The following is a 26,152-nucleotide window of genomic DNA, read 5'->3' on the forward strand; positions in this document are numbered from 1 at the left end:
GGGCCCCCGGATACGGGTCTCCTCATCCGGGTCCTAGCGCTCGCGCGAGTGGCCGAAGAGGATCCGGTAGCCGATCAGCAGCACCAGCGAGCCGCCGATCGCCGACAGCCAGGTCGCCCCGTCGTAGAAGTCCTGGGCGACGGGCCGGTCCAGGAAGCGGGCCGACAGCCACCCGCCGAGGAAGGCGCCGACGACGCCGATGACCGTCGTGCCGATCAGGCCGCCCGGGTCGCGGCCCGGCAGCAGGACCTTGGCGACGACCCCGGCGATCAGTCCGAGAACTATCCAGCTGACGATGCTCATGCCCAGGAGGACGCCCGGCGGTCCCGAGCGGTTGCCGCACCCTCTAGTGTGCGGAGCATGACACAGGAACTGCGCCGCACTCTCGGAGTCTTCGACGCCGTCGTGATCGGGCTCGGCTCGATGGTCGGCGCCGGGATCTTCGCGGCGCTCGGGCCCGCGGCACGCGCGGCCGGCCCCGGACTGCTGCCGGCGCTCGGCGTCGCCGCCGTCGTCGCCTACTGCAACGCCATGGCCTCGGCCCGGCTCGCCGCCCTCTACCCGGCCTCCGGCGGCACCTACGTGTACGGCCGCGAACGGCTCGGGGCGTTCTGGGGCCATCTCGCGGGCTGGGCCTTCGTCGTCGGCAAGACCGCCTCCTGCGCGGCGATGGCGCTCACCGTCGGCGCCTATGTCTGGCCCGGGCACGCCCACGCGGTGGCCGTCGCCGCCGTCGTCGCCCTGACCGCCGTCAACTACACCGGCGTGCAGAAGTCCGCGCTGCTCACCCGGGTGATCGTCGCGGTCGTGCTCGCCGTCCTCGCGGCGGTCGTCGTGGCCGCCGCCGGGGCCGGGGAGGCCGGGCGGCTCGCGCTCGACGGGGACATTCCCGCGGGCGGCGTGCTCCAGGCAGCCGGGCTGCTGTTCTTCGCCTTCGCCGGGTACGCGCGGATCGCGACGCTCGGCGAGGAGGTCCGCGACCCGGAGCGGACCATCCCGCGGGCCGTGCCGCTCGCCCTCGGCATCGCGCTCGCCGTCTACGCGGCCGTCGCCGTGACCGTGCTCGGCGTCCTCGGACCGGAGGGCCTGGCCGCCTCCCCCGCCCCGCTCGCGGACGCGGCACGGGCGGCCGGGGCGGACTGGCTGGTGCCCGTGGTCACCGTGGGCGCGGCGGTCGCCGCTCTGGGCTCGTTGCTCTCGCTGATCCTCGGCGTGTCACGGACGACCCTCGCCATGGCCAGGGACGGCCACCTGCCGGCCACGCTCGCCGCCGTCCATCCGCGCTTCGGGGTGCCGCACCACGCGGAGCTCGCGGTGGGCGCGGTGGTGGCCGTGGTGGCGGCCACGGCGGACGTGCGCGGCGCGATCGGCTTCTCGTCGTTCGCCGTGCTGGTCTACTACGGGATCGCCAACGCCTCCGCCTGGACCCTGGGGCGCCGCGAGCGGCCGCTGGCCGTGCTCGGCCTGGCCGGCTGCGCGGCGCTCGCGTTCTCCCTGCCGCCGGCCGCCGTCCTGGCGGGTCTGGGCGTGCTCGCGGTCGGAGTGGTGGCCCACGCGGTCAGCCGCGGACGCCACGAGCCCCCGCGGACCTGACCCTGCGCCTCAGACCTGACCTTGCCCGTACGGCGCGTGGCCCGTGCGGCGTGGCCCGTACAAGGCCTAGCGGCCCTGGTAGCCCCACGTCCCGTACGCCTGGTCCGTGGGGACGATCTCCTTGCCCAGCGGCAGCAGCGAGACGGGGATCAGCTTGAAGTTGGCGATGCCCAGCGGGATGCCGATGATCGTGATGCAGAGGGCGATACCGGTGGTGATGTGGCCGAGCGCCAGCCACCAGCCGGCCAGGATCAGCCACAGCACGTTGCCGACGCAGGACGGGGCGCCGGCGTCACGGCGGTCGACGACCGTGTGGCCGAAGGGCCACAGGGCGTAGAGGCCGATGCGGAACGCGGCCAGTCCGAAGGGGATGCCGATGATCGTGATGCAGAGCAGGACGCCGGCCAGTACGTAGCCGAGGAACATCCAGAATCCGCACAGGATCAGCCATATGACGTTCAGGATCGTCTTCACGGGCGGTGACCTGCCATCTGTTCGAGCCGGGCGATGCGCTCCGCCATCGGCGGATGGGTGGAGAACATCTTGGACAGCCCCTGTCCCGGACGGAAGGGGTTCGCGATCATCATGTGGCTTGCGGTCTCGATCCTGGGCTCGGGGGGCAGCGGGAGCTGCTTGGTGCCCGCCTCCAGCTTGCGCAGGGCACTGGCCAGGGCCAGCGGGTCGCCGGTGAGCTGGGCGCCGGAGGCGTCCGCCTCGTACTCGCGGGAGCGCGAGATGGCCAGCTGGATGACGGAGGCGGCGATCGGGCCCAGGATCACGATCAGCAGCATCCCGAGGAGCCCGGGGCCCTCGTCGTCGTCGGAGCGGCCGATCGGGATCAGCCAGGCGAAGTTCACCAGGAAGAGGATCACGGAGGCGAGGGCTCCGGCGACCGACGAGATGAGGATGTCCCGGTTGTAGACGTGGCTCAGCTCGTGGCCGATCACTCCGCGCAGCTCGCGCTCGTCGAGGATCGCGAGGATGCCCTCGGTGCAGCACACGGCCGCGTTGCGCGGGTTGCGGCCGGTCGCGAAGGCGTTGGGCGCCTGGGTGGGCGAGATGTAGAGCCTCGGCATGGGCTGGCGGGCCTGCGTGGAGAGCTCACGCACCATCCGGTAGAGGGCCGGGGCCTCGAACTCGCTCACCGGGCGGGCACGCATGGCGCGCAGCGCCAGCTTGTCGCTGTTCCAGTACGCGTACGCGTTGGTGCCGAGCGCCACGACGAGCGCGACGATCAGGCCCGTACGCCCGAAGAAGCTGCCGATGACGATGATGAGGGCGGAGAGCCCTCCGAGGAGTACGGCGGTCCTCAGCCCGTTGTGCCGGCGGTGCACGGTACGCCCTCCAAGTGGTGCGGCAGGGGAACCCTTCTGTCCAGTGGACCCTCCCTTCCTGGTCAACGCCACGCGGGAGGTACGGGTTCCCCGGCCGCGCCGGGGCTGCGCCGGGCCACGCCGTACGCCGTACGGGTGAGGCGGCGGCCGGGCTCCGGTCCGCCCGGGAGGCCCTAGCGGGCGGCGGGGATGCTGATCGAGTCCAGGCCCGCCTTCAGGAGGGCCTCGGCGACCGGCTCGACCTCGCTGGTGCAGTGGGCGCAGCGGGACGCGATGGCCGGGATCTCGGCGAAGCAGCGGGGGCAGTCGCGCTTCTCCGCCTTCGGGTCCTTCGCCTCCTCCTTGGCGAACCGCTCCTGGATCTTCGTCATGGGGACGACGATCAGGAAGTAGAGCACGGCGGCGGTGATGACGAAGGCTATGGCGGCGGCGATCGCCAGGCCGTAGGGGAACTCGGTCTTCCCGACGGTGAACTTCGCCTCGCTGAAGTCGCCGACCGAGCCGGTGGCGAGACCGATGAGCGGGGTGATGAACGCCTTGCTGAAACCGGTCACGACGGCCGTGAACGCCGAGCCGACGGCCAGACCGATGGCCATCGAGACGACGTTGCCGCGAAGTATGAAGTCCTTGAAACCGTTCAGCACGGGGTCCTGCTCCTTGGAGGGTTCTGCCTGTGGGGGGATGCGGGGGTTCTGCTCGTGGCCTCAGAAGAGGCTGTTCGCCGCGAAGCGGAGCGCGAACTGCGGGTAGCCCGACAGCACGACGCCCGCGAGGGCGGTCAGCGCGACGGCCAGCGTGACCGGGGCCGGCGCCCGGTGCCGTACGGTCTCGCCCTCCGGCCCGCGGAACAGCAGAGCCGTCCACCGCAGGTAGTAGTAGAGGCCGATCACGACGTTGATGCCCATGATCACGGCGAGCCAGCCGAGGCCCGCGTCGACGGCCGCCGAGAAGACGGTCACCTTCGCGAAGAGGCCGATGATACCCGGGGGCAGTCCGGCCAGGTTCAGGAGGAAGAAGCCGAGCGCGAGGGCGGCGGCGGGGCTCGCCGCGTACAGGCCCCGGTAGTCCGCGATCCGGTTCTCCGGGTGCGTACGGGCGACGACGGCGACGACCGCGAAGGCGCCGAGGTTCACGACGGCGTACATGAGGGCGTACGCGACGGTCGCGCCGATCTGGTCGTCGCTGGAGTACGCGGCGGCGGCGACCGGCACCAGGAGGTAGCCGGCCTGGGCCACGGACGACCAGGCGAGCAGCCGTACCGCGCTCCACGCGCGCGTGGAGACCTGGCGCAGGGCGGCGACGTTGCCGACGGTCATGGTGAGCGCGGCGAGCACGGCGAGCGCCGGGCCCCACACGTCCGCGTACGACGGGAAGGCGACGACGGTCACCAGGATGAGGCCGGTGAAGCCGACGGCCTTGCCGACCACCGAGAGGTAGGCGGCGACAGGCAGGGGGGCGCCGACGTAGGTGTCCGGCACCCAGAAGTGGAAGGGCACGGCGGCCGTCTTGAAGGCGAAGCCGACCAGGGTGAGGACGACACCGGTCTGGGCGAGCGTCTGCAGCTGTCCCGGCACGTCGCCGAGGCGCTGGGCGACCTCGGTGAGGTGGAGGGTGCCCGTCGCCGCGTAGACGAAGCTGACGCCGAGCAGGGTCACGGCGGTGGCGGTGACGGAGGACAGGAAGAACTTGAGCGCGGACTCGCTGGACATCCGGTCGCCGCGGCGCAGGCCGACGAGGGCGAACGCGGGCAGCGAGGCCACTTCGAGGGCGACGACGAGGGTCGCCAGGTCGCGGGAGGCGGGCAGCAGCGCGGCGCCGGCCGCGGAGGACAGCAGCAGGAACCAGTACTCGCCGGCCGGGAGCCTGTCGCGGGTGTCGGCGATCGAGAGCAGCGCGGTGACGAGCGCGCCGCCGAGCACCAGGAACTGGATCACCAGGGTGAACTGGTCGGCGGTGTAGCTGCAGGCGCGCAGCTGGGTGTCGGCGGTGAGGCAGAAGGTCGAGCGGTCGCCCGCGCGCAGCGGCGCGAGCAGGGCGAGCGCGGCGACGAGCCCGACGACGGAGGTCCAGCCGAGGAGCTGCTTGCGGGTCTCCGGGACGAACAGGTCGGCGACGAGGACGACGAGCGCGACCAGGGCGGTGAGGGTGGGCGGCGCGATCGCCAGCCAGTCGACGGACTGGACGAGGCTCGGCGCCGCGGCCGTGACGGTCACTGGGCTCACTTGGTGCCTCCCGCGAGGAGCTGCTGGACGGCCGGGTCGGTGAGGCCGAGGAGGACCGCGGGCCACAGTCCGGCGAGGACGGTGAGGGCGACGAGCGGGGTCCAGGCGGCGAGCTCGTAGCCCTGGACGTCGGTGAGGGCGGTCTCGCCGGCCGGGCGGGGGCCGCCCATGCAGACGCGCCGGACGACGACGAGGAGGTAGGCGGCGGTGAGGAGGGTGCCGAACGCGCCGATCGCCATGAAGGTGAGGAAGGCGGGCCGGCTGAGGCCCGCGGCCGGGTCGAAGGCGCCGAACAGGGCGAGCATCTCGCCCCAGAACCCGGCGAGCCCGGGCAGGCCCAGCGAGGCGACGGCGGCGAAGGCGAGCAGGGCGCCGAGGCGCGGGGCGCGGCCGTAGAGGGCGGCGCCGGTCGCGCCGGCGAGGGTGTCGAGGTCGGCGGTGCCGTAGCGGTCCTTGAGGGCCCCGACCAGGAAGAAGAGGAGGCCGGTGATGAGGCCGTGGGCGATGTTGGCGAACAGGGCGCCGTTGACGCCGGTGGGCGTCATGGTGGCGATGCCGAGCAGCACGAAGCCCATGTGGCCGACGGAGGAGTAGGCGATGAGGCGCTTGAGGTCGCCCTTGTTGCCGGGCTTCGCGAGGGCGAGGCAGGCGAGGGATCCGTAGACGATGCCGGCGACGGCGAAGGCGGCGAGGTACGGGGCGAAGGTCCGCATGCCGTCGGGGGCGATCGGCAGCACGATGCGGACGAACCCGTACGTGCCCATCTTCAGGAGCACGCCGGCGAGGAGCACGGAGCCGACGGTCGGCGCGGCGGTGTGGGCGTCCGGCAGCCAGCTGTGCAGCGGCCACATCGGGGTCTTCACCGCGAGCCCGAGACCGATCGCCAGAACGGCGATGACCTGCACCGACGCGGTCAGTCCACGGCCGTTGTCAGTGGCGAGTGCCACCATGTCGAACGTACCCGCCTTCACGCCGATGAGGAGCAGGCCGAGCAGCATGACGACGGAGCCGAGCAGCGTGTAGAGGATGAACTTCCAGGCGGCGGGCTGCCTGCCCTCGCCGCCCCAGCGGGCGATGAGGAAGTACATCGGGATGAGGACCATCTCGAAGGCCAGGAAGAACAGGACGAGGTCGAGGACGGCGAAGGTCGCCAGGGTGCCGGACTCGAGGACGAGGAGCAGGGCGACGAAGGCCTTGGGCGCGGGGCCTGTGGGGGGCTTGAAGTAGCTGTACAGCGCGCAGAGGAAGGTCAGCAGCGCGGTCAGGAGCAGGAGGGGGAGCGAGATGCCGTCGACACCGAGGTGGATGCGCACGTCCAGGGCGTGGATCCAGCTGATGTCCGTGGTCGCCTGCATCTTCGACGGCTGGTCGTGGTCGAAGCCGAGGGTGAGGACGATCGCGGCGAGCAGGATCACGCCGGTGACGAAGACGCCGTGGCGGAGCACGGCCTGGTCCGGTGACTTCCCCTTCAGTCCGGGCGGGGCCGGCAGGAGGGCGGCCGCGGCGCCGAGGAGCGGGCCGGCGACGATCAATGCGAGAAGGAACTGCATCACGGATTCGCTGATATCGATCACGGCTCACGCTCCGGCGGCGACGTTGGCGAGGACGACGGCGACGATCGCCAGGACGACGGAGCCGGCGAGCAGCGCGCTGAGGTAGGTCTGCACGTTGCCGGTCTGGGCGCGGCGGACGAGCCAGCCGAGGCCCCTGGCGCCGTCGCCCGCGCCGCGTACGTAGGTGTCGACGACCTCGCGGTCCAGGAAGCGGACCAGGGAGGCGGCGGCGAGCACGGGGCGGACGAAGGCGGCGTGGTAGACGGCGTCGAGGCGGAAGCCGTCGGCGGCGGGCCGGTGCAGCGGACCGAGCAGGGCGCGGCCGGGGTCGGCCGGGTCGGTCGCGGGGTGCGGCAGGTCCAGGGCCTCGGCCTCGACCCGGCCCGCGTCGGCGTCGGGGTGGGCGACCGTGGGTGCCGCGGCGGGTCCGGCGGCGGGGACGGGCGTGGCGCCGACGGGGGCGGCCGGGGGCGGTGCGGTGCGCGCGAGGAGCGTGCGGCGTACGGCGTAGGTGACGGCGGCGCCGACGACGGCGAGTCCGGTGCCGAGGACGGCGGTGGTGACGGTCGGGGTCAGCGCGTTCCCGTCGAACCAGTCGTCGAGGTAGGCGGCCGTGAGGCCGAATCCGAGGGAGGGGACGGCGAGCACCCACAGGACGGTGGTCATGGCGATCGGCTGGCGCCCGTGGCTCGGGGCTTCGGCGCCGCGGCCGCGGAAGGCGAGCAGCCACAGGCGCGTCGCGTACGCGGCGGTGAGCAGCGCGGTGAGGAGTCCGGAGACGAGGACGATCCAGCCGGCGCCGGCCGGGGCGACCGTGTGGTCGCCGGTGGCGGTGTGCTCGGCGGCGACGAGGACGGCCTCCTTGGAGAAGAAGCCGGCGAAGGGCGGGATCGCGGCCAGCGCGAGCAGGCCGACGGTCATCGTCCAGTAGGCGTCCGGGATGCGCCTGGTGAGTCCGCCCATGCGGGACATCGCCGTCAGCGAGTTGGTGCCGGCGGCGTGGATGACGGCGCCGGCGGCGAGGAAGAGCAGCGCCTTGAAGGCGCCGTGGGACAGGAGGTGGAAGACGGCGGCCCCGCGGTCGCCGACGGCGAGGGCGCCCGACATGTAGCCGAGCTGGCCGATCGTCGAGTAGGCGAGGACCCGCTTGATGTCGTCCTGGGCGAGCGCGGCGAGCGCCGAGCCGACCATCGTGACGGCGGCCATGACGGCGAGCACGGTCAGCGCGGCGGCGGAGGCGGCGAAGACGGGGAGGAGCCGGGCCACGAAGTAGATGCCGGCGGCGACCATGGTGGCCGCGTGGATCAGCGCGGAGACCGGCGTGGGGCCGGCCATCGCGTCGGGAAGCCAGGTGTGAAGCGGGAACTGCGCGGACTTTCCGGCGACGCCCGCGAGGAGCAGCAGCGCCACGAGGGTCGGGTGGTCGAGTGCGCCGCTCGCGACGGCGCCGAGCACGCCGGTGATCCGGAAGGTGCCCGCGTCGGCGGCCAGCGCGAACAGGCCGATCAGGAAGGGCACGTCACCGAGCTTGGTGACGAGGAAGGCCTTGAGGGAGGCCGAGCGGGCCTCCGGCGTCTCCCAGTAGTGCCCGACGAGGAAGTACGAGCAGATGCCCATGATCTCCCAGCCGACCAGGAGGACCATCAGGTCGCCGGAGTAGACGACCAGCAGCATCGCGGCGGTGAAGAGGGAGACCAGCGCCGCGTACGAGGGGTAGCGCGGGTCGTCGCGGAGATAGCCGGTCGAGTAGATCTGCACGCAGGTGGCGACGACGCCGACCAGGACGGCGACGACGGCGGCGAAGCCGTCGATGTGCAGGGCGAGGTCGATCGGGACCGAGCCGGTCGGGGTGAGCTGGGTGGCCGCGTCGACGGCCTTGTCCCCGCCCTGGCGGGCGGCGACGAGCACGGCGAGCACGGCGGCGGCGAGCGTCGGCAGCACGGCGAGCGGGCGGACGAAGCCGGGCGCGGTGCGGCCGAGGAACAGGCCGGCGGCGGAGCCGAGGAGGGGAAGGAGGGGGACGAGGACGGCGAGGGTCGTGGTGGTCACGCGGTGGCCTCGGCCTTCTCGTCGGCGGACGGCGTCTCGTCGGCGGAGACCGCTTCCCTGGTGTCGCGGAGGCGGTCGACGTCCGAGGTGCCGCGGTTGCGGTAGACCATCAGGACGATCGCGAGACCGATGCCGATCTCCGCGGCGGCGATGGCGATGGTGAAGAGGGTGAGGGCCTGGCCCGCGTGCAGGGTGTCGCGGAGCCAGACGTCGAAGGCGACCAGGTTGAGGTTGACGGCGTTGAGCATGAGCTCGACGGACATCAGGACCAGGATCGCGTTGCGGCGGGCGAGGACTCCGTACAGGCCGACGGAGAAGAGCAGCGCGGCGAGGACGGCCGGGTAGGCGAGGTGCATCAGCCCTCCTCTCCGTTCTTCTTCCGGGACAGGACGATGGCGCCCACGAGGGCGGCGAGCAGCAGCACGGACAGCGCTTCGAAGGGCAGCACCCAGTGCCGGAAGAGGATCTCGCCGGACACCTGGGTGGAGCCCTGGGCGGGCCCGTCGAGGTCGATCCACGTCGTGCGGAACGCGTCCAGGACCACCCAAACGAGGGCCGCCGCGGCGGCGAGCGCCACGGCGACGGCGACGGGCCGGTTGCCGGAGTCGGCGTCCGGGGAGCGGCCGATGGGGGCCTTGGTGAGCATGAGTCCGAAGAGGAGGAGGACGACGACGGAACCGACGTAGATCAGCACCTGTACCCAGGCGATGAACTCGGCGGTCAGGAGCAGGTACTCGACGGCGAGGCCGCCGAGCGTCACGACCAGCCACAGGGCGGCGTGGACGAGCTGGCGGGTGGTGACGGTGACGAGGGCCGCGCCGAGGGTGACGAGGCCGACGAGGAGGAAGGCGATCTCGACGCCGGTGGGCGAGAGGAAGCCGTGGCTGGTCTGCGCTGCCAGGATCACTGCGGCCCCTCCTGCTGCGGGGCCTGCGGGGCCTGCGGGGCCTGCGGGTCGGCCGGGGCTTCAGGCTGCGGGCCGGGCTGGGCTCCGGCTTCCGCCTGCGCGGCGGCCTGGGCTTCGGCTTCCGCCTCGGCGGCGGCCTGGGCCTTCTCCGCCGCCTTGCGCGCGGCGGCGATCTCCTTCGGCTCCTCCGCGCGCGGGTCGAGCGCGGGCGGCTCCGGCACCGTCCACATCCACTCGCGGAGCTTGTCGCGCTCGTGCGTCAGCTCGTGGATGTCGGTCTCCGCGTACTCGAACTCGGGCGACCAGAACAGCGCGTCGAACGGGCACACCTCGATGCAGATCCCGCAGTACATGCAGAGCGAGAAGTCGATGGCGAAACGGTCGAGCACGTTACGGCTGCGCTCGCGCCCGCCGGGCACGGCGGCCGGGACCGTCTCCTTGTGGGAGTCGATGTAGATGCACCAGTCGGGGCACTCACGGGCGCACAGCATGCACACCGTGCAGTTCTCCTCGAACAGCCCAATGACGCCCCGCGTGCGGGGCGGCAGCGCGGGCTGCACGTCCGGGTACTGCGCGGTGACGGACTTGCGCGTCATCGTGCGCAGGGTGACGGCGAGCCCCTTGGCGAGGCCGGAACCGGGGATGGGCATTACTGGATCGCCACCTTCACGATGCCGGTGAGCGCGATCTGCGCGAGGGCGAGCGGGACGAGCGTCGTCCAGGCCAGCTTCTGCAGCTGGTCCTCGCGCAGGCGGGGGTAGGACACCCGGAGCCAGATCACGACGAAGGCCAGGACGGCGGTCTTGAGCAGGGTCCAGACCCAGCCGAGGCCGTCGGCGCCGCCGGGGCCGTGCCAGCCGCCGAGGAAGAGGACGGTGGTGAGACCGCAGAGGACGACGATGCCGGCGTACTCGGCCAGCAGGAACAGCGCGAAGCGGAGGCCGGTGTACTCGGTGTACGCGCCGAAGATGATCTCCGAGTCGGCGACGGGCATGTCGAACGGCGGCCGCTGGAGCTCGGCGAGACCGGCCGTGAAGAAGACCAGCGCGCCGACGATCTGCCAGGGCACCCACCACCACTCGAAGGCGTTCAGGATGCCGGGCAGGGAGACGGTGCCGGCCGCCATCGCGACGGACGCGGCGGCGAGCAGCATCGGCAGCTCGTACGCGAGGAGCTGGGCGGCGGTGCGGAGCGCGCCGAGGAGGCTGAACTTGTTGGCGGAGGCCCAGCCGGCCATCAGGCTGCCGAGCACGCCGACGCCCATCACCGCGAGCACGAAGAAGATGCCCGCGTCGACGACCCGCCCGACGGCGCCCTCGCTGGGGCCGATGGGGATGGCGATCAGGACGAGGAGGTACGGGAGGAGGGCGACGGCCGGCGCGAGCTGGAACACCCGCCGGTCGGCGTCTTTCGGGACGACGTCCTCCTTCTGCGCGAACTTCACCCCGTCCGCGACCAGCTGCGCCCACCCGTGGAAACCACCGGCGTACATGGGCCCGAGCCGGCCCTGCATGTGGGCCATGACCTTGTGCTCGGTCTGCCCGACGACGAGCGGGAGCACGAGGAACACACCGAAGACGACGAGCAGCCGGAGGGCGACGTCGAGTACGTCGTTCACGCGGATTCGCCTCCGTCGGGGTCGGGGTTGGGGGTGGGGTCGGGGTCGGTGGCGGATGCGCCCTTGGCGGGCGGGGCGTCGGGAGCGGCTTCGCCCTCGGCGGGCGCGGCACCGGCGGCCGGGGCCTTCGCGGGGGCTTCGCCCCGCGCGGGGCGTGCCTCGGCGTCGGTTTCGCCCTCTGCAGGAGCGGCGGGCGCCGAAGGCGCGCCTTCGGCGTCGGGGGCCGGGGCAGCCTGAGTTCCGGGGGCCGTGCCCCCGGTCTCGGCCGTCGGGGCCTTGGCCGGGACCTCGGCCTCGGAGGCCGGGGTGGGCGCGGCCTCGTCCTCGGCGGGGCGCTCCTCGTCGAAGGCTGGGCGGGCGTGGTGCCAGGGGGCGTCGGAGCTGCGGGTACGGGGCGGCGGCGCGGGGCGCTCGGCAGTCGCGTCGGCGCCCGCGCGCTGGCTGGCGGAGCCGCCGCTCGCGCTGCGGCTGCGGCGCGGGCCTGCCGGGGCCGCGGCCGGTCCCGGCTGGGCGCCGTCCTCGGCGGGCGCCGCCGGAGGCTCGGGCGTGCTGGCGGTCTCGGCCTCGGCCTCGGCGCGCCGGCTTGCCGAACCCGCGCTCGCGCTCCGGGCGCGGCGCGCGGCCGTCGGGGTCGGCTCGGGGCCGGTCTCGACGGGCGCGGCGGCGGTCTCGGCCTCGGCGCGCTGGCTTGCCGAACCCGCGCTCGCGCTCCGGGCGCGGCGCGGGACCGTCGGGGTCGGCTCGGGGCCGGTCTCGACGGGTTCGGGCTGCTGACTGGCCGAGCCCTCGCCTGCCGTGCGGGTACGGCGGGGCGGGGCGCCTTCGATGGCCGTGCGGGTGCGGCGGGCCGGGCGGTCGCCGGCCGCGGCCGCGCCGCGGGCCGGCCGGGCCGGGGCGGGCGGGAGCTGGCCCTTGAGGGGGCCCCAGTCGTTGGGGTCCGGGACGCCGGGGGGAAGCATCTGGCGGCGCTTCGGGGCGTTCGGGTCGTGCGACTCGCCCGGCTCCTTGGCGCCGGGCCACGCCTTGGCGACGCGTGCGGCGAGGACGAAGTCCTTGCGCAGCGGGTGGCCCTCGAAGTTCTCCGGGAGGAGGAGGTGGACCAGGTGCGGGTGGTCCGTGAAGGTCACGCCGAACATCTCGTACGTCTCGCGCTCGTGCCACGCCGCGCCCGCGTACACCTCCACCGCCGAGGGGAGGGAGGGGGCGGAGTGCGGGACGGTCGTGCGGACGAGGAGGCGGCGGACGTTGCCCCGGTCGACCGAGGCGACGTGCGCGGACACGCGGAAGCCGGTGCCGGGCTCGTCGACCGCGCTCAGCCAGTCGAAGTACGTCAGGCCCAGCTTGTCCCGCGCGATCTCCAGCGCCGCGATCCACGACGCCGTCGGGACGTCGACCGTCAGCAGGTCGTACGCCCGCTCCGCCGTCGCCTCCTCGCCGAAGACCTCGGTCACGGAGTCGGGCAGGGCGTCGTACGCGTTCGTGTCGTACTCGTTCACCGCGCCTCGCCTCCCGCCGGCTTCGGCGGCTCGACGAGGCCGCTGGTCAGCTGGGCGACCGACGGCGCGCCCGCGCCGTACCGCTCGCCGAGGCTCTCCTTGGCGATCTTCTCCTGGAGCTTGAGGATGCCCTGGAGCAGGGCTTCCGGGCGCGGCGGGCAGCCCGGCACGTAGACGTCGACCGGGATGATCTGGTCCACGCCCTTCGTCACCGAGTACGAGTCCCAGTACGGGCCGCCGCAGTTCGAGCAGGCGCCGAAGGAGATGACGTACTTGGGTTCCGGCATCTGCTCGTACAGGCGCCTGACCGCCGGCGCCATCTTGTCCGTCACCGTGCCGGAGACGATCATGAGGTCGGCCTGGCGCGGGCCCGGCGCGAAGGGGATCACGCCGAGCCGGATGAAGTCGTGCCGGGCCATCGACGCGGCGATGAACTCGATCGCGCAGCAGGCGAGGCCGAAGTTGAAGACCCACAGGCTGTAGCGGCGGCCCCAGTTCAGGACCACCTTCATCGGCTCGGGTGCCAGCCGGGCCAGCGGGCCGAGCGTGGGGGCGGGCAGGGGTGTCACATCCATGCCAGGACGCCCTTCTTGTACGCGTAGAGCAGTCCCACGGCCAGGAAGCCGAGGAACACGAACATCTCGACCAGCGTCGTCGCCCCGTATCCGGGCGCGGCGAAGACCGTCGCCCAGGGGAAGAGGAAGATCGAGTCGACGGCGAAGATCACGTAGAGGAAGGCGTACACGTAGTAGCGGACCTGCGTGTGCGCCCAGCCCTCTCCGACCGGGTCGACACCGCACTCGTACGTGAGGAGCTTCTCGGGCGTCGGGACCACGGGCCGCAGCAGCCGGCCGGCGCCGAAGGCGACGGCGACGAAGAGCACGCCGAGGACGGCGAGCAGTCCGACGACGGAATACGTCTCGAAGTAGTCCGCCGCGTACGTCTCGATGCGGCTCGCGTGATCAGCCACGTGATCAGTCATGTGATCAGTCACGTGACCGGTCGCGTGACCCGCCGCGACAACGGTCGGTTCGCGCACGTCCGCCCCTCGGTCTCGGTGTCTCATTCCTGTGTACGGACGCGAGTCTAGGCCCTGCTAAAGGCGGCGTAAGCAGTCGCGGGTGGGGTTATCCCCCCTGCGCTCCGGCCACCTCCCCCATGGCGTGTCGGGGCCCGCGACCGGCAGCCTTGATCCATGAGCAGCCACACCGACAGCCCGCCGCCGCCCGCACGCCTCGCCTACGGCCGGCACACCTGGAAGGAGGTCGCGCACCTCCTCGCGAACCTGCCGTGCGCGCTCGCCGGTTTCGTGTACGCGGTGGTGACGATCGCGCTCGGGGTGGGCCTGGCGGTGACCGTCGTCGGTCTGCCGCTGCTCGCGCTCGGGCTGGCCGGGGCGCGCGGGATGGGCCGCTCGGAGCGGGCCCGGGCGCGGGCGCTGCTCGGGGTGCACGTGGACGCGCCGAGCCGGCTGCCGCACCGGGACGGCTTCCTGCCCTGGCTGTGGGCGCAGCTGAAGGACCCGGTGGCGTGGCGCAGCCAGCTGTACGGGTTCGTCCGGCTGCCGTGGGGCGTGCTCACCTTCGCCCTGACGCTGGTGTCGCTGATCGTGCTGTGGCCGGTGCTGCCGTTCGTGGCACGCGGTCTCGCCAACGCCGACCGGGCCATGGTGCGCGGGCTGCTGTCGCCCTCGGACGAGCTGGAGCGGCGGATCGCCGAGCTGGAGTCGGACCGGGGCGTGGTCGTGGACACCGCCGCCGCCGACCTGCGCCGCATCGAGCGCGACCTGCACGACGGCGCCCAGGCCCGGCTCGTGGCCCTCGCCATGGGTCTCGGGCTCGCGAAGGAGAAGCTGCTCGACGACCCGGAGGCCGCGGCGGCGATGGTCGACGAGGCGCACGGCGAGGTGAAGCTGGCCCTCCAGGAGCTGCGCGACCTGGCGCGCGGCATCCACCCGGCGGTCCTCACCGACCGGGGCCTGGACGCCGCCCTGTCGGCGGTCGCCGCACGCTGCACGGTGCCGGTGAAGGTCTCGGTCGACCTGACGGAGCGGCCGGCGGAGGCGATCGAGGGCATCGCGTACTTCACGGTCTCGGAGCTGCTGCAGAACGTCTCCAAGCACTCGCGGGGGCGGTCGGCCTCGGTGGAGGTCTGGCGGGCGAAGGAGCGGCTGATGCTGCAGGTCCGCGACGACGGCGTGGGCGGCGCCGACCCGGCGACGGGCAGCGGCCTCGCGGGCCTGGCCGAACGCCTCGGCGCCGTCGACGGCGTCCTCGCCGTCGACTCCCCCGCCGGCGGCCCGACCACCGTCACCGCCGAACTGCCCTGGCGGAACCGCGACGGGTCCCGCGGCGCCGCGCGCTAGCGAAAACCTGGCCGCTCCCCCGCCCGGCCGCCTGCCGCTCCCCCGACGGCCACCCGGCCGGCGGGCCGCCCGCCACCCTCACCGCCGAGCTGCCCTGGCGCGCGACGCGACGGGGCCCGCAGCGCCGGGCGGTAGGGAAAACCCCCGGCCGCAGACGCCGACCCGCCTCATGGTGCCGGGCCCTTCCCTCCCGGAAGGGTGGAAGGCGACAGACCGAACGACCACCCCCGCCTGAGAAACGGATCTCCGATGGCCTCCCACCGCCTGCCCGCCGGCCTCCGCGCGCCCTTCGAGGGACGCACCTGGCGCGAGCTGGGCTACGTCCTGACCGGCTTCCCGCTGAGCGTCGTCGCCTTCTGCCTCGCCGTCACCCTGGTCTCGGCCGGTGCCGGGCTGCTCGTCACGTTCCTCGGGATCCCGGTGCTCGCCGGGGCGCTCGCCGTGTGCCGGGGCTTCGGCGCCGTGGAGCGGGCGAGGGCGCGCGGGATGCTGGGCCTGGAGGTGCGGGCGCCGGAGCCGGCCCGGGGCCGTACGGGCGGGGCGCTGTCGTGGATGGGCGCGACGCTGAAGAGCGGGGCGTCGTGGCGGCATCTGCTCTACGCGCTGCTGCACTTCCCGTGGGCGGTGTTCTCCTTCTCCGTGGCGGTGGTGCTGTGGGCGTGGGGCTGGGGCCTGTTCACGTATCCGCTGTGGCAGTGGGTGCTCCCGATGTACGCGGGCCAGGACGGCCTGCAGGTCTACGGCGACGAGACGCACAGCGTCTACCTGGACTCGCCCTTCGAGATCGGGGTGACCTGCGGCGTGGGTCTGCTGTTCGTGCTCCTCGGGCCGTGGGTGCTGCGCGGTCTGGTGGCGGTCGACCGGCTGATGGTGTCGGGGCTGCTGGGCCCGTCCCGGCTGGCGAGCCGGGTGACGGAGCTGGAGTCGGACCGGGGCGTGGTCGTGGACACCGCGGCCGCCGACCTACGCCGCATCGAGCGCGACCTGCACGACGGCGCCCAGGCCCGGCTCGTGGCCCTGGCGATGGACCTGGGCCTGGCGAAGGAGAAGCTGGCGCGGGATCCGCTGGCCGCGGCGGCGATGGTCGACGAGGCGCACGGCGAGGTGAAGCTCGCCCTCCAGGAGCTCCGCGACCTGGCGCGCGGCATCCACCCGGCGGTCCTCACCGACCGGGGCCTGGACGCCGCCCTGTCGGCGCTCGCGGCCCGCGGCACGGTGCCGGTGTCGGTGGACGTGGACCTGCCGGGCCGGCCGGCCGCGGCGATCGAGGGCATCGCGTACTTCACGGTCTCCGAGCTGCTGCAGAACGTCTCCAAGCACTCCCGGGCCCGCCGGGCCTGGGTGGACGTGTGGCGGACGGACGACCGGCTGATGCTGCAGGTCCGCGACGACGGCGTGGGCGGCACCGACCCGGCGGCCGGCAGCGGCCTTGCGGGCCTGGCCGAACGCCTCGGCGCCGTCGACGGCGTCCTCGCCGTCGACTCCCCCGCCGGCGGCCCCACCACCGTCACCGCCGAACTGCCCTGGCGGGCCTGAAGGCCGTCCTCCCCGGGCCGCGGCGGGCGGGGCCGCGGGCACGCCCGCCGCGGCCGGAAACCGCGGGCCGGTGGCCTGGTTGAACCTCCGCGGCGCCCGCCGCGTCCCTTCTGCTGCGATGCTGGGGCACCCAGCCAGGCGGCAGAAAGGCATTAACCGTGACGGACAGCGTGCGCGTGGTCATCGCCGAGGATTCGGTGCTGCTGCGCGAGGGCCTGACCCGGCTCCTCACCGATCTGGGCCACGAGGTGGTCGCCAAGGTGGGCGACGGTGAGGCGCTGGTGCAGACGGTGGCCGGTCTCGCGGGCGAGGGAGCGCTGCCGGACGTGGTCGTGGCCGACGTGCGGATGCCTCCGACGCACACGGACGAGGGTGTGCGGGCGGCCGTGCGGCTGCGGAAGGAGCACCCGGGGATCGGGGTGCTCGTCCTGTCGCAGTACGTGGAGGAGCAGTACGCCACGGAGCTGCTGGCCGGCTCCAGCACGGGCGTCGGCTACCTCCTGAAGGACCGGGTGGCCGAGGTCCGGGAGTTCGTGGACGCGGTGGTGCGGGTGGCCAGGGGCGGCACGGCGCTGGACCCGGAGGTGGTGGCGCAGCTGCTGGGCCGGAGCCGTAAGCAGGACGTCCTCGCGGCGCTGACGCCGCGCGAGCGGGAGGTCCTGGGGCTGATGGCGGAGGGGCGGACGAATTCGGCCATCGCGAAGCAGCTGGTGGTGAGCGACGGCGCGGTGGAGAAGCACATCAGCAACATCTTCCTGAAGCTGGGACTCTCGCCGAGTGACGGGGATCACCGCCGGGTACTCGCCGTACTGACCTATCTGAACTCATGAACAGCTGACACCCTGTCAGGTGGCCCGGGGTCCCACCCCTCGGACCAGGGAGGATCGACCCGGCTTCAGCCCGGCTTCAGCGTGGCTCAGGGGCGGCTCGATGCGACGGGTCGTTACTGGGGATGAGCACACCGTGACCTCCGGGTGGACCCGACGGTTCACGGAGAGCGACAATTGACCATATAAGGGCGCCAGTGGGCGTCTCGAAACGAGGTCCACGATGCGAGAAGTCCCGGGAAGGCCCACCCCTCGGACGTAGGGTGGGCCACGGGACGGCCGGGGTGCCGGCCGTCTCCCGAGCCTTCTCCGCGGGGACAGCCTCGACGGAGAGACCCTGCCGCGAGGGAGGTCCAGTTCAGTGACCAGCCAGGTCAGTAGCGAGGCCGGTGAGGCCCTGGTCGGGGAGCAGCGCAGCGCCCCGGCGACGGGCGACCACGGCTCAGCGAAGGAAGTCCGCCGGCTCGACCGGGTGATCATCCGCTTCGCGGGCGACTCCGGCGACGGCATGCAGCTCACCGGTGACCGGTTCACCTCGGAGACGGCGTCCTTCGGGAACGACCTCTCCACGCTGCCGAACTTCCCCGCTGAGATCCGGGCCCCCGCCGGCACGCTGCCGGGGGTGTCCTCGTTCCAGCTGCACTTCGCCGACCACGACATCCTGACTCCGGGGGACGCGCCGAACGTCCTGGTCGCGATGAACCCGGCCGCGCTCAAGGCCAACATCGGGGACGTGCCGCGTGGCGGCGAGATCATCGTCAACACGGACGAGTTCGCCAAGCGCGCCATGGCCAAGGTGGGCTACGAGACCTCTCCCCTGGAGGACGGCTCGCTCGCCGGCTACCAGGTCCACCCGGTGCCGCTGACCACGCTCACGGTCGAGGCCCTGAAGGACTTCGGCCTGTCCCGGAAGGAGGCCGAGCGGAGCAAGAACATGTTCGCGCTCGGACTGCTGTCCTGGATGTACCACCGGCCCACCGAGGGCACCGAGAACTTCCTGCGCCAGAAGTTCGCCAAGAAGCCGGAGATCGCCGAGGCGAACATCGTCGCCTTCCGGGCCGGCTGGAACTTCGGCGAGACCACCGAGGACTTCGCCGTCTCCTACGAGGTCGCCCCGGCGACCCGGGCCTTCCCCACCGGCACGTACCGCAACATCTCGGGGAACCTGGCCCTCTCGTACGGTCTGGTCGCCGCCTCCCGCCAGGCGGACCTGCCGCTCTACCTCGGCTCGTACCCGATCACGCCGGCCTCGGACATCCTGCACGAGCTGAGCAGGCACAAGAACTTCGGCGTGCGCACCTTCCAGGCCGAGGACGAGATCGCCGGCATCGGCGCCGCGCTCGGCGCGGCCTTCGGCGGCTCGCTCGCCGTGACCACCACCTCGGGCCCCGGAGTGGCGCTGAAGTCCGAGACGATCGGCCTGGCCGTCTCCCTCGAACTGCCGCTGATCGTCGTCGACATCCAGCGCGGCGGCCCGTCCACCGGTCTGCCGACCAAGACCGAGCAGGCCGACCTGCTCCAGGCCATGTACGGGCGCAACGGCGAGGCCCCGGTGCCGGTCGTGGCCCCGAAGACGCCCGCCGACTGCTTCGACGCGGCGCTGGACGCGGCCCGGATCGCGCTCACCTACCGCACGCCGGTGCTGCTGCTGTCCGACGGCTACCTCGCCAACGGCTCCGAGCCCTGGCGCATCCCGGACGTCGACGAGCTGCCCGACCTGACCACGACGTTCGCCACCGGCCCGAACCACACCCTGGCCGACGGCACCGAGGTCTTCTGGCCGTACAAGCGCGACCCGGAGACCCTCGCCCGCCCGTGGGCGCTGCCCGGCACGCCCGGCCTCGAGCACCGCATCGGCGGCATCGAGAAGCAGGACGGCACCGGCAACATCTCGTACGACCCGGCCAACCACGACTTCATGGTCCGCACCCGGCAGGCCAAGATCGACGGCATCGAGGTGCCGGACGTCGAGGTCGACGACCCGGACGGCGCGAAGACCCTGGTCCTCGGCTGGGGCTCCACCTACGGGCCGATCACCGCCGCCGTACGCCGGCTGCGGGCCGCCGGCCACCCCGTCGCCCAGGCCCATCTGCGGCACCTCAACCCCTTCCCGAAGAACCTCGGCGAGGTCCTGGGGCGCTACGAGAAGGTGGTGGTCCCCGAGATGAACCTGGGCCAGCTGGCCACCCTCGTCCGGGCGAAGTACCTGGTCGACGCCCGCAGCCACAACCAGGTCAACGGCATGCCGTTCAAGGCCGAGCAGCTCGCCACGGCCCTCAAGGAGGTCATCGATGAGTGAGTCGCTGCTGCACCTGGTGCCCAAGGCCGAGGCCGCCCAGTCCATGAAGGACTTCAAGTCGGACCAGGAGGTCCGCTGGTGCCCCGGCTGCGGCGACTACGCCGTGCTCGCCGCGGTGCAGGGGTTCATGCCCGAACTCGGCCTGGCGAAGGAGAACATCGTCTTCGTCTCCGGCATCGGCTGCTCCTCCCGCTTCCCGTACTACATGAACACCTACGGGATGCACTCCATCCACGGCCGCGCCCCGGCCATCGCCACCGGCCTGGCGACCTCGCGGCGCGACCTGTCGGTGTGGGTGGTCACCGGTGACGGCGACGCGCTGTCCATCGGCGGCAACCACCTCATCCACGCGCTGCGCCGCAACGTCAACCTGAAGATCCTGCTCTTCAACAACCGGATCTACGGTCTGACGAAGGGCCAGTACAGCCCCACCTCCGAGCTCGGCAAGATCACCAAGTCGACCCCGATGGGCTCCCTGGACGCGCCCTTCAACCCGGTGTCCCTGGCCCTCGGCGCCGAGGCGTCCTTCGTCGCCCGTACGGTCGACTCCGACCGCAAGCACCTCACCGAGGTGCTGCGGCAGGCCGCCGACCACAACGGCACGGCCCTGGTGGAGATCTACCAGAACTGCAACATCTTCAACGACGGCGCCTTCGAGGTCCTCAAGGGCAAGGACCAGGCGAAGGAGGCGGTCATCCGTCTGGAGCACGGGCAGCCGATCCGCTTCGGCGCCGAGCTCGACAAGGGCGTCGTCCGCGACCCGGCCACCGGCGACCTCGCGGTCGTCACGGTGACGCCGGAGAACGAGTCGCGTGTCCTCGTCCACGACGCCCACGCGGCCTCGCCGACGACCGCCTTCGCCCTCTCCCGCCTCGCCGACCCGGACACGCTGCACCAGACGCCCATCGGCGTCTTCCGGTCGGTGGAGCGCCCGGTGTACGACACGCTGATGGCCGACCAGCTGGAGCAGGCGGTGGAGCAGCAGGGCAAGGGCGACCTGGCGCAGCTGCTCACGGGCAGGGACACCTGGACGGTGGTGGGCTGACGGGCCCTCGCGCCCGCGGGGTCAGTCGCGCTTCGCTGCCTCGGCGAACGGTCCGAGGCAGCGGGGCGCGCCGTTCTTCACCTGCCAGAGGGTGAGGCCTTCGAGGGCGGACGTCGAGTTGTCGGTGCCCCGGGCGTTGTACGACCTGGCCACCCCCTTGTAGAGCATGTTGTCCGTCATCAGCGCGTTCGCGAGCGCCGCGCCCGTGACGCCGGCGTTCCTGCCGACCGCGGTGCGCAGCGCCTGCCCCAGCCAGTACAGGACGTCGTAGGTCTCGACGGCGAACCGGTCGACCCGGTCCGTGGCCGCGAGCCCGAAGCGCTTGCGGTACGCGGAGACGAACTCCTTCGCGGCCGGGACGGTGTCGGGATCGAGGTACCCCACGCCGAAGTACCAGCCCTCGGCGGCGGGCCCCGCCAGGGCCAGGAACTCGGGCTCCAGCACGTACTCGACGCTTCCGCACGGGCCCCGGTACCCCTGCTCCCTGAGTGCCTTGGCGCACAGGGCGGCCCGGCGCGGCGAGGTCCCCGCGTACATCACGCCCTGCGGGGAGGTGGCGAGCGCGGCACGGACCGCCGGGCCGAAGTCCTCGCTGTCCGCGGCGACCTCGTGCGAGGTGACCGTGCCGCCGGCCGGCGGCGTGGTCTTCATGCTGCGGACGGCGGACCAGCTGTAGGTGCCGCCCGCCCGGTCGTGGACGACCGCGGTGCGGCCGAGCCGGTGCTCGCTGAGATAGCGGGCGAAGGGCACGATCATGGTGTCGGGGTGGGGCCGCACCTCGTAGTAGGTACGGACTTCCGCCGACCCGCCCTGGATCATGCCCGCGGGGACGGACGCCACCACGCCCATCACCGTCACCTTCACGTCGCCCAGCACCTCCGCGGTCGCCACGGTGGTCTCCGTGGTCGTCGGCCCGAGGACGGCGACCAGGGCGGGGTCCTTGAGCAGGGAGCGGGCTCCGGTCGCGGCCCGCCGGGGGTCTCCTCCGTCGTCCGTCACCTTGAGCACCAGATCGAAGGGCCGGTCCGCCTGGGCGTTGAAGGTCTCCGCGGCGAGGCGCAGCCCGCGTTCCTGGGCGCGCCCGTCCGCCTTCCTCGGACCGCTGAGGTCGGTCACCACGCCGAGCGTGTACGCGGCCCGCGGGGTTCCGGTGCCGCCGCCCGTTCCGGTGGCGGGGCCGCGGCCGAGCAGCCAGGCGGTGAGGCCGCCGGCCGTGGCGACGGCCCCGGCCGAGCCGAGGACGAGCAGCCGGCGCCGCGAAGTCCCCCGCGGCTCCTCGGGGTTCAGCATCGTGGGGTCGGCGACCGGCAGGTCCAGGACGCGGGACGAGCGCTGGGCGATGAGCGCGGGCAGGCCGGGCGGCAGCCAGTCGCCGGCCGGGACGTCGGCCGCGCCCAGGGCGGCCCGTACCTCCGCCGCGGTGGGCCGGTCGGCGGCGTCCTTGGCGAGGCAGGCCGTCACCAGCGGCAGCAGGGACTCGGGCAGGCCGTCGAGGTCGGGATCCTCGTGGACGGTGCGGTAGACCACCGCGGCCACCGCGCCCGTACCGAAGGGGCGGCGGCCGGTCAGCGCGTACGCGAGGACGCAGCCGAGCGAGAAGACGTCGGCGGCCGGGCCGACCTCGCCGCCGCCCATGACCCGCGCCTGTTCGGGGGCGAGGAAGCCGGGCGTGCCGATCATCGCGTCGGTGGCGGTGAGGGCGGTCGCCCCGCTGACCCGCGCGATGCCGAAGTCGATGAGCCGGGGCCCGTCGAGGGCGAGCAGGACGTTCCCGGGCTTGACGTCGCGGTGCACGAGCCCGGCCTCGTGCATGTCGTGGAGGGCGTCGGCGAGCCGGGCGCCGAGGGCCCGGACGGCAGGCTCTGGCAGGGCTCCGTGCGCGTCGACGGCCTCGACGAGCGAGGGCCCGGGGACGAATTCGGTGGCCAGCCACGGTTCGCGGGCCTCCGGGTCCGCGCCGAGCACCCGGACGACCCAGCGGCCGGTGATCCGCTCGGCGGTGGCCGCCTCCCGGCGGAAGCGGGCGCGGAAGCCGGGGTCGGCGGCGTGCTCGGCCCGGATCAGCTTGAGCGCGGCGAGGGCACCGCCGGCGGAACGGGCGAGGTAGACCACGCCCATGCCGCCGGCGCCGAGCCGCCCGAGCAGCCGGTATCCGGCGATCGTGGAGGGATCGGCCTTCTTGAGGGGCTGCACCGTCAGCTCGTCTTGGGCTTGTTGGGGTAGCCCGGCGCGCCGCCGATGAACTTGTACGCGCCGTTCTCCACGCCGTAGATGAAGGTGCCGACTCCCTTGAGCTCACCGTTCGGCTGGAACTCGTAACCGCCCATCGCCCCGGTGTACTTCTGCGCGCGCAGGGCCGCCCACAGGCCCTTGCGGGTGAGCGGGCCCTTTGCCGAGCTGGTGGCGAGCCAGGCGGTGACCATGTTGACGACGTCGAAGGACTCACCTGTGTAGAAGGCGGGGTCGGTGCCGTAGCGCTTGCGGTACGCGGCGAGGAAGTCCTGCACCGCCTTGCGGTCGGCGGGCTTCTGCTTCTCGTCGGCGGCCCGCTGGACGGGGTCGACGACCGGCGCGCACACGAACCAGCCCTCGGCGGCTGCGCCGGCTTCCTTGAGGAAGGCCGGGCCGAAGACGTGCTGACCGGTGAACTTCGGTCCGGTGAAGCCGAGTTCCGTCAGCGCGCGGGCGGCGAGCACGGCCGTGGAGCGGACGCCGCAGTGGATGTACGCGTCGATGCCGGCGTCGATCATCTCCCCGATGATCCTCCGGTAGTCGGTGGCCCGGCCGGGGACCACCCGGAAGTGCGGGGTGATGCCGGCCTGCTTGAAGCCGAAGCGGATGCCGCCGGTGTACTGCCAGCTGTACTGGTCGTCGGTGCGCTCCTGGAGGACGCCGGGGCGGCGGACCTGCGGCAGCAGGGTGGTGGCGAAGGAGAGGTACGTGCCCGCCATGATGTGGTTCGGGATGGCGCGCAGCACGGTGGTGTTGGCGTCCCGCAGGGTGAGCAAGTTGTAGCCGGCCGAGACGGTCAGGAGCGGCAGGCCGGCCTCGTCGAAGGCGGGCAGCGCGGCCTGGCCGGTGTCGTCCGAGGTGGGGCCGAGGACCGCGACCACGGCGGGGTCGGTGGTCAGCCTGCGGGCGGCGGCGAGGGCGGCGCCGCGGTCCCCCCGGTCGTCGGAGACCTTCAGCTGGAGGGTGAAGGGCTTTCCCTTGTGAATCGCGTTGAACTGCTCGACGGCGAGGCGGGCGCCGCGCTCCTGGGCCTGTCCGATCTCCTTGGCGGGGCCGGACAGGTCGGCGAGGAGGCCGATCGCCCAGGTGTCCGGGACCTTCGGCGCGGGAGCCTTGCCGTCCTCCCCTGCCTTGTCACGCCGGGAGTTGACGAGGGCGTAGGCACCTCCGCCGGCCGCGAGCACGGCGGCTCCGGCGCCGAGCAGCAGGAAGCCACGCCGGCTGGGCTTCGGGGGTGCGGCGGGGGCGACGCCGGGGGCGGTCGCGTCGATGGCGGGGAGGGCGAGCATCGCGGCCGAGCGGGCGGCGATGGTGGTGACGACGGGCGCCGGCAGCCAGTCGGCGGCGGCGCCGGGGGTGTCCTCGGTGAGCCGGGCGGCGACCTCCTCGGCGGTGGGCCGCTCGGCCGGCCGCTTGGCGACGCACTGGCGTACGAGGTCGAGCAGCGCGTCCGGTAGGCCGGCGAGGTCGGGCTCGTCGTGCACCGTCCGGTACAGCAGTGCGTCCAGGCTGCCGCTGCCGAACGGCGGCCGTCCCGTGGTCGCGAAGGCGAGGAGACAGCCGAGGGCGAAGACGTCGGCGGCGGGGCCGATCTCGGCGGCGCGGGCCTCGGCCTGCTCGGGAGCGAGGAAGCCGGGCGTGCCGACGACCATGTCGACCGAGGTCAGCCCGGTCTCGCCGGTGACGCGCGCGATGCCGAAGTCGATCAGCCGGGGGCCGTCGACGGCGAGCAGGATGTTGCCGGGCTTCACGTCCCGGTGGACGAGTCCGGCCGCGTGCACGGCGGCGAGCGCGCGGGCCACGGCGCCACCGAGGATCCGTACGCTCCGCTCGGGCAGCGGACCGTGCCCGCGGACCGCCTCGCCGAGGGACGGGCCGGGCACGAAGGCGGTGGCCATCCACGGCTCGGGCGCGTCGGGGTCGGCGCCGAGCACCGGGACGGCCCAGGGGCTGACGACCCGGCGGGCCGCCTCGACCTCGCGGCGGAAGCGGGCCCGGAAGTCGGCCTGGTCGGCCTGGTCGGCGTGGGTGACCTTCACGGCGGCGAGTTCGCCGTTGTCCGTACGGCCGAGGTAGACGACGCCCATGCCGCCGGCGCCCAGGCGCCCGAGGAGCCGGTAGCCGGCGAGCTGGGACGGGTCGGACGGAAGCAGCGGCTGGAGGGCGCCGGGCCCGGGGGCGTCGGACGCGCCGGCGGGCTGGGTCATCGGGCTCACGACTGGGCTCCCCACTGCGCCTTGATGCGATCCTGCATGAGGACGTTGGCGCGCACCTGGTCGGAGTTGGTGACCGTCTCGGTGTAGCCGGGGGCTCCCTTGATGACGGTGGCGAGGGTGACCTGGCCGATGCGGGTCTGGTACCAGGTGTAGAACTGCCGCCCCTTGAAGGCGTCGTTGAGGTAGTCGCCGCGTTCGAGGACGGAGTCGACCGTCGTGGCGTTGCCGTTCACGCCGTAGGGCGTGCCGAGGGACATGAGTCCGGTGATGCGTTCGTTCTCGCGCAGCCGCTGGTCCGGGCAGCGCAGCGCCTCCTCCAGGGTCTCGGCCAGTTCCCAGTCGGCATCGGACTCGGTGCGGTGCACGGTGACGGTGGCGGCGACCCGCAGCGGGCCCTTGCCACCGGCGGCCGGGATCTCGCTGTACGCGGTGACGCTGGCCAGCACCGAGCGGGGGAGGTCGCCGCCCTCCCAGGTGCAGTCCTTGTCGAGCACCGGCCAGGAGCCGGGAGCGCTGAGGTACGGGGTGCGCTTGACGTAGTCGGGGCCCCAGCTGTCGGGGCCGGCGACGACCGCGAGGGCCAGTCGTTCGGCCTCGGCCGCGGTCTTCGGCGCGCGCGACGGGTCGAGGGTGGCGGCACCGGTCGAGGTCGGGCGGGGCGTGGGGCTCACGGTCGCGGTCGCCGACGCGCTCGTCCCGCCCTTTCCGTCACCGATGGCGCCGCCCTTGCCCCCGCCGTCCGCTCCGTCCCCGTCGGAGCAACCGGCAAGCAGCAGCACCCCGCCCGCCGTCACCGCCCCGCAGGCGCGCAGCAGTCTTCGCCTCACGTGCGCCACGATTCCCCCCACAGATGGTCACGG

Annotated in this window: 23 protein-coding genes; 6 read left to right on the forward strand and 17 right to left on the reverse strand. The window is 73.2% G+C overall.

Features of this window, described 5'->3' with window-relative positions:
• Window positions 1–33: 33 nt before the first annotated feature.
• Window positions 34–303, reverse strand: a complete 270-nt coding sequence (locus ACFVGS_RS21580; RefSeq protein ID WP_384412019.1) for a GlsB/YeaQ/YmgE family stress response membrane protein — start codon at window positions 301–303, stop codon at window positions 34–36.
• 57 nt (window positions 304–360) lie between these two features.
• Here ACFVGS_RS21580 and ACFVGS_RS21585 point away from each other — a divergent pair, with 57 nt between their 5' ends.
• Window positions 361–1,593 carry an APC family permease gene (locus ACFVGS_RS21585; RefSeq protein ID WP_384412020.1) on the forward strand — a complete coding sequence of 411 codons (1,233 nt, stop codon included), beginning with the start codon at window positions 361–363 and terminating at the stop codon, window positions 1,591–1,593.
• A 66-nt stretch (window positions 1,594–1,659) separates the two neighbouring features.
• Here ACFVGS_RS21585 and ACFVGS_RS21590 read toward each other — a convergent pair whose 3' ends face one another.
• The 13 genes from ACFVGS_RS21590 to ACFVGS_RS21650 all read right to left on the reverse strand — a co-directional run bounded on the left by ACFVGS_RS21590 (window position 1,660) and on the right by ACFVGS_RS21650 (window position 13,754).
• Entirely contained in the window at window positions 1,660–2,067 is a 408-nt protein-coding gene (locus ACFVGS_RS21590) for a YccF domain-containing protein (protein ID WP_384412022.1), read from the reverse strand.
• On the reverse strand, window positions 2,064–2,927 hold the full coding sequence (gene htpX, locus ACFVGS_RS21595) for a zinc metalloprotease HtpX (RefSeq protein WP_384412024.1): 864 nt from the start codon (window positions 2,925–2,927) through the stop codon (window positions 2,064–2,066). The genes ACFVGS_RS21590 and htpX overlap by 4 nt, the downstream gene beginning before the upstream one ends.
• 173 nt (window positions 2,928–3,100) lie before the next feature.
• Window positions 3,101–3,571 (reverse strand): large conductance mechanosensitive channel protein MscL, encoded by a 471-nt coding sequence (gene mscL / locus ACFVGS_RS21600; protein ID WP_384412026.1) that lies wholly within the window; start codon window positions 3,569–3,571, stop codon window positions 3,101–3,103.
• 60 nt (window positions 3,572–3,631) lie between these two features.
• The gene (locus tag ACFVGS_RS21605; protein ID WP_384412028.1) at window positions 3,632–5,149 is read right to left on the reverse strand and encodes an NADH-quinone oxidoreductase subunit N; all 1,518 of its coding nucleotides are present in this window, start codon (window positions 5,147–5,149) and stop codon (window positions 3,632–3,634) included.
• Window positions 5,146–6,699: a NuoM family protein gene (locus tag ACFVGS_RS21610; RefSeq protein WP_385693410.1), complete on the reverse strand. Its 1,554-nt coding sequence runs from the start codon at window positions 6,697–6,699 to the stop codon at window positions 5,146–5,148. Before ACFVGS_RS21610 ends, ACFVGS_RS21605 begins: the two co-directional genes overlap by 4 nt.
• A 27-nt stretch (window positions 6,700–6,726) precedes the next feature.
• Window positions 6,727–8,751, reverse strand: a complete 2,025-nt coding sequence (locus tag ACFVGS_RS21615) for an NADH-quinone oxidoreductase subunit L (RefSeq protein WP_385693371.1) — start codon at window positions 8,749–8,751, stop codon at window positions 6,727–6,729.
• Window positions 8,748–9,107 (reverse strand): NADH-quinone oxidoreductase subunit NuoK, encoded by a 360-nt coding sequence (gene nuoK, locus ACFVGS_RS21620; protein WP_384412030.1) that lies wholly within the window; start codon window positions 9,105–9,107, stop codon window positions 8,748–8,750. The genes ACFVGS_RS21615 and nuoK overlap by 4 nt, the downstream gene beginning before the upstream one ends.
• On the reverse strand, window positions 9,107–9,658 hold the full coding sequence (locus ACFVGS_RS21625; protein ID WP_384412032.1) for an NADH-quinone oxidoreductase subunit J: 552 nt from the start codon (window positions 9,656–9,658) through the stop codon (window positions 9,107–9,109). The genes nuoK and ACFVGS_RS21625 overlap by 1 nt, the downstream gene beginning before the upstream one ends.
• On the reverse strand, window positions 9,655–10,308 hold the full coding sequence (locus ACFVGS_RS21630) for a NuoI/complex I 23 kDa subunit family protein (protein ID WP_385693372.1): 654 nt from the start codon (window positions 10,306–10,308) through the stop codon (window positions 9,655–9,657). The genes ACFVGS_RS21625 and ACFVGS_RS21630 overlap by 4 nt, the downstream gene beginning before the upstream one ends.
• Entirely contained in the window at window positions 10,308–11,276 is a 969-nt protein-coding gene (locus ACFVGS_RS21635) for an NADH-quinone oxidoreductase subunit H (protein WP_384412035.1), read from the reverse strand. Before ACFVGS_RS21635 ends, ACFVGS_RS21630 begins: the two co-directional genes overlap by 1 nt.
• Window positions 11,273–12,772, reverse strand: coding sequence for an NADH-quinone oxidoreductase subunit C (locus ACFVGS_RS21640; protein ID WP_385693373.1), 1,500 nt, complete (start codon window positions 12,770–12,772; stop codon window positions 11,273–11,275). Before ACFVGS_RS21640 ends, ACFVGS_RS21635 begins: the two co-directional genes overlap by 4 nt.
• Window positions 12,769–13,347 (reverse strand): NADH-quinone oxidoreductase subunit B, encoded by a 579-nt coding sequence (locus ACFVGS_RS21645; protein ID WP_384412039.1) that lies wholly within the window; start codon window positions 13,345–13,347, stop codon window positions 12,769–12,771. The genes ACFVGS_RS21640 and ACFVGS_RS21645 overlap by 4 nt, the downstream gene beginning before the upstream one ends.
• Entirely contained in the window at window positions 13,338–13,754 is a 417-nt protein-coding gene (locus ACFVGS_RS21650) for an NADH-quinone oxidoreductase subunit A (protein WP_384412041.1), read from the reverse strand. The genes ACFVGS_RS21645 and ACFVGS_RS21650 overlap by 10 nt, the downstream gene beginning before the upstream one ends.
• Before the next feature lie 213 nt (window positions 13,755–13,967).
• On the opposite strand from ACFVGS_RS21650, the gene ACFVGS_RS21655 reads away from it, so the two are divergent.
• From ACFVGS_RS21655 to ACFVGS_RS21675, 5 genes are all read left to right on the forward strand, one after another.
• A complete protein-coding gene (locus ACFVGS_RS21655) occupies window positions 13,968–15,137 on the forward strand; it encodes a sensor histidine kinase (RefSeq protein WP_385693374.1) in 1,170 nt (389 codons plus the stop codon).
• Between the two features lie 249 nt (window positions 15,138–15,386).
• Window positions 15,387–16,673 (forward strand): sensor histidine kinase, encoded by a 1,287-nt coding sequence (locus ACFVGS_RS21660; RefSeq protein ID WP_385693375.1) that lies wholly within the window; start codon window positions 15,387–15,389, stop codon window positions 16,671–16,673.
• Window positions 16,674–16,843: 170 nt separating this feature from the next.
• Window positions 16,844–17,503, forward strand: coding sequence for a LuxR C-terminal-related transcriptional regulator (locus ACFVGS_RS21665; protein WP_384412142.1), 660 nt, complete (start codon window positions 16,844–16,846; stop codon window positions 17,501–17,503).
• 358 nt (window positions 17,504–17,861) lie between these two features.
• Window positions 17,862–19,799, forward strand: coding sequence for a 2-oxoacid:acceptor oxidoreductase subunit alpha (locus tag ACFVGS_RS21670; RefSeq protein ID WP_384412047.1), 1,938 nt, complete (start codon window positions 17,862–17,864; stop codon window positions 19,797–19,799).
• On the forward strand, window positions 19,792–20,844 hold the full coding sequence (locus ACFVGS_RS21675) for a 2-oxoacid:ferredoxin oxidoreductase subunit beta (protein ID WP_385693376.1): 1,053 nt from the start codon (window positions 19,792–19,794) through the stop codon (window positions 20,842–20,844). The genes ACFVGS_RS21670 and ACFVGS_RS21675 overlap by 8 nt, the downstream gene beginning before the upstream one ends.
• 21 nt (window positions 20,845–20,865) lie before the next feature.
• On the opposite strand, the gene ACFVGS_RS21680 is transcribed toward ACFVGS_RS21675, so the two are convergent.
• The 3 genes from ACFVGS_RS21680 to ACFVGS_RS21690 are packed head-to-tail and all read right to left on the reverse strand — an operon-like array spanning window position 20,866 to window position 26,119.
• Window positions 20,866–23,037, reverse strand: coding sequence for a bifunctional serine/threonine-protein kinase/ABC transporter substrate-binding protein (locus ACFVGS_RS21680; RefSeq protein ID WP_385693377.1), 2,172 nt, complete (start codon window positions 23,035–23,037; stop codon window positions 20,866–20,868).
• A 2-nt stretch (window positions 23,038–23,039) separates the two neighbouring features.
• Complete coding sequence (locus ACFVGS_RS21685) at window positions 23,040–25,283, reverse strand: bifunctional serine/threonine-protein kinase/ABC transporter substrate-binding protein (protein ID WP_385693411.1); 2,244 nt, start codon at window positions 25,281–25,283, stop codon at window positions 23,040–23,042.
• 5 nt (window positions 25,284–25,288) lie between these two features.
• Window positions 25,289–26,119 carry a hypothetical protein gene (locus tag ACFVGS_RS21690; protein WP_384412053.1) on the reverse strand — a complete coding sequence of 277 codons (831 nt, stop codon included), beginning with the start codon at window positions 26,117–26,119 and terminating at the stop codon, window positions 25,289–25,291.
• Window positions 26,120–26,152 lie beyond the last annotated feature (33 nt).

Origin of the sequence: Streptomyces sp. NPDC127114, from assembly GCF_042677525.1 — a bacterium.
Taxonomy (GTDB): domain Bacteria; phylum Actinomycetota; class Actinomycetes; order Streptomycetales; family Streptomycetaceae; genus Streptomyces.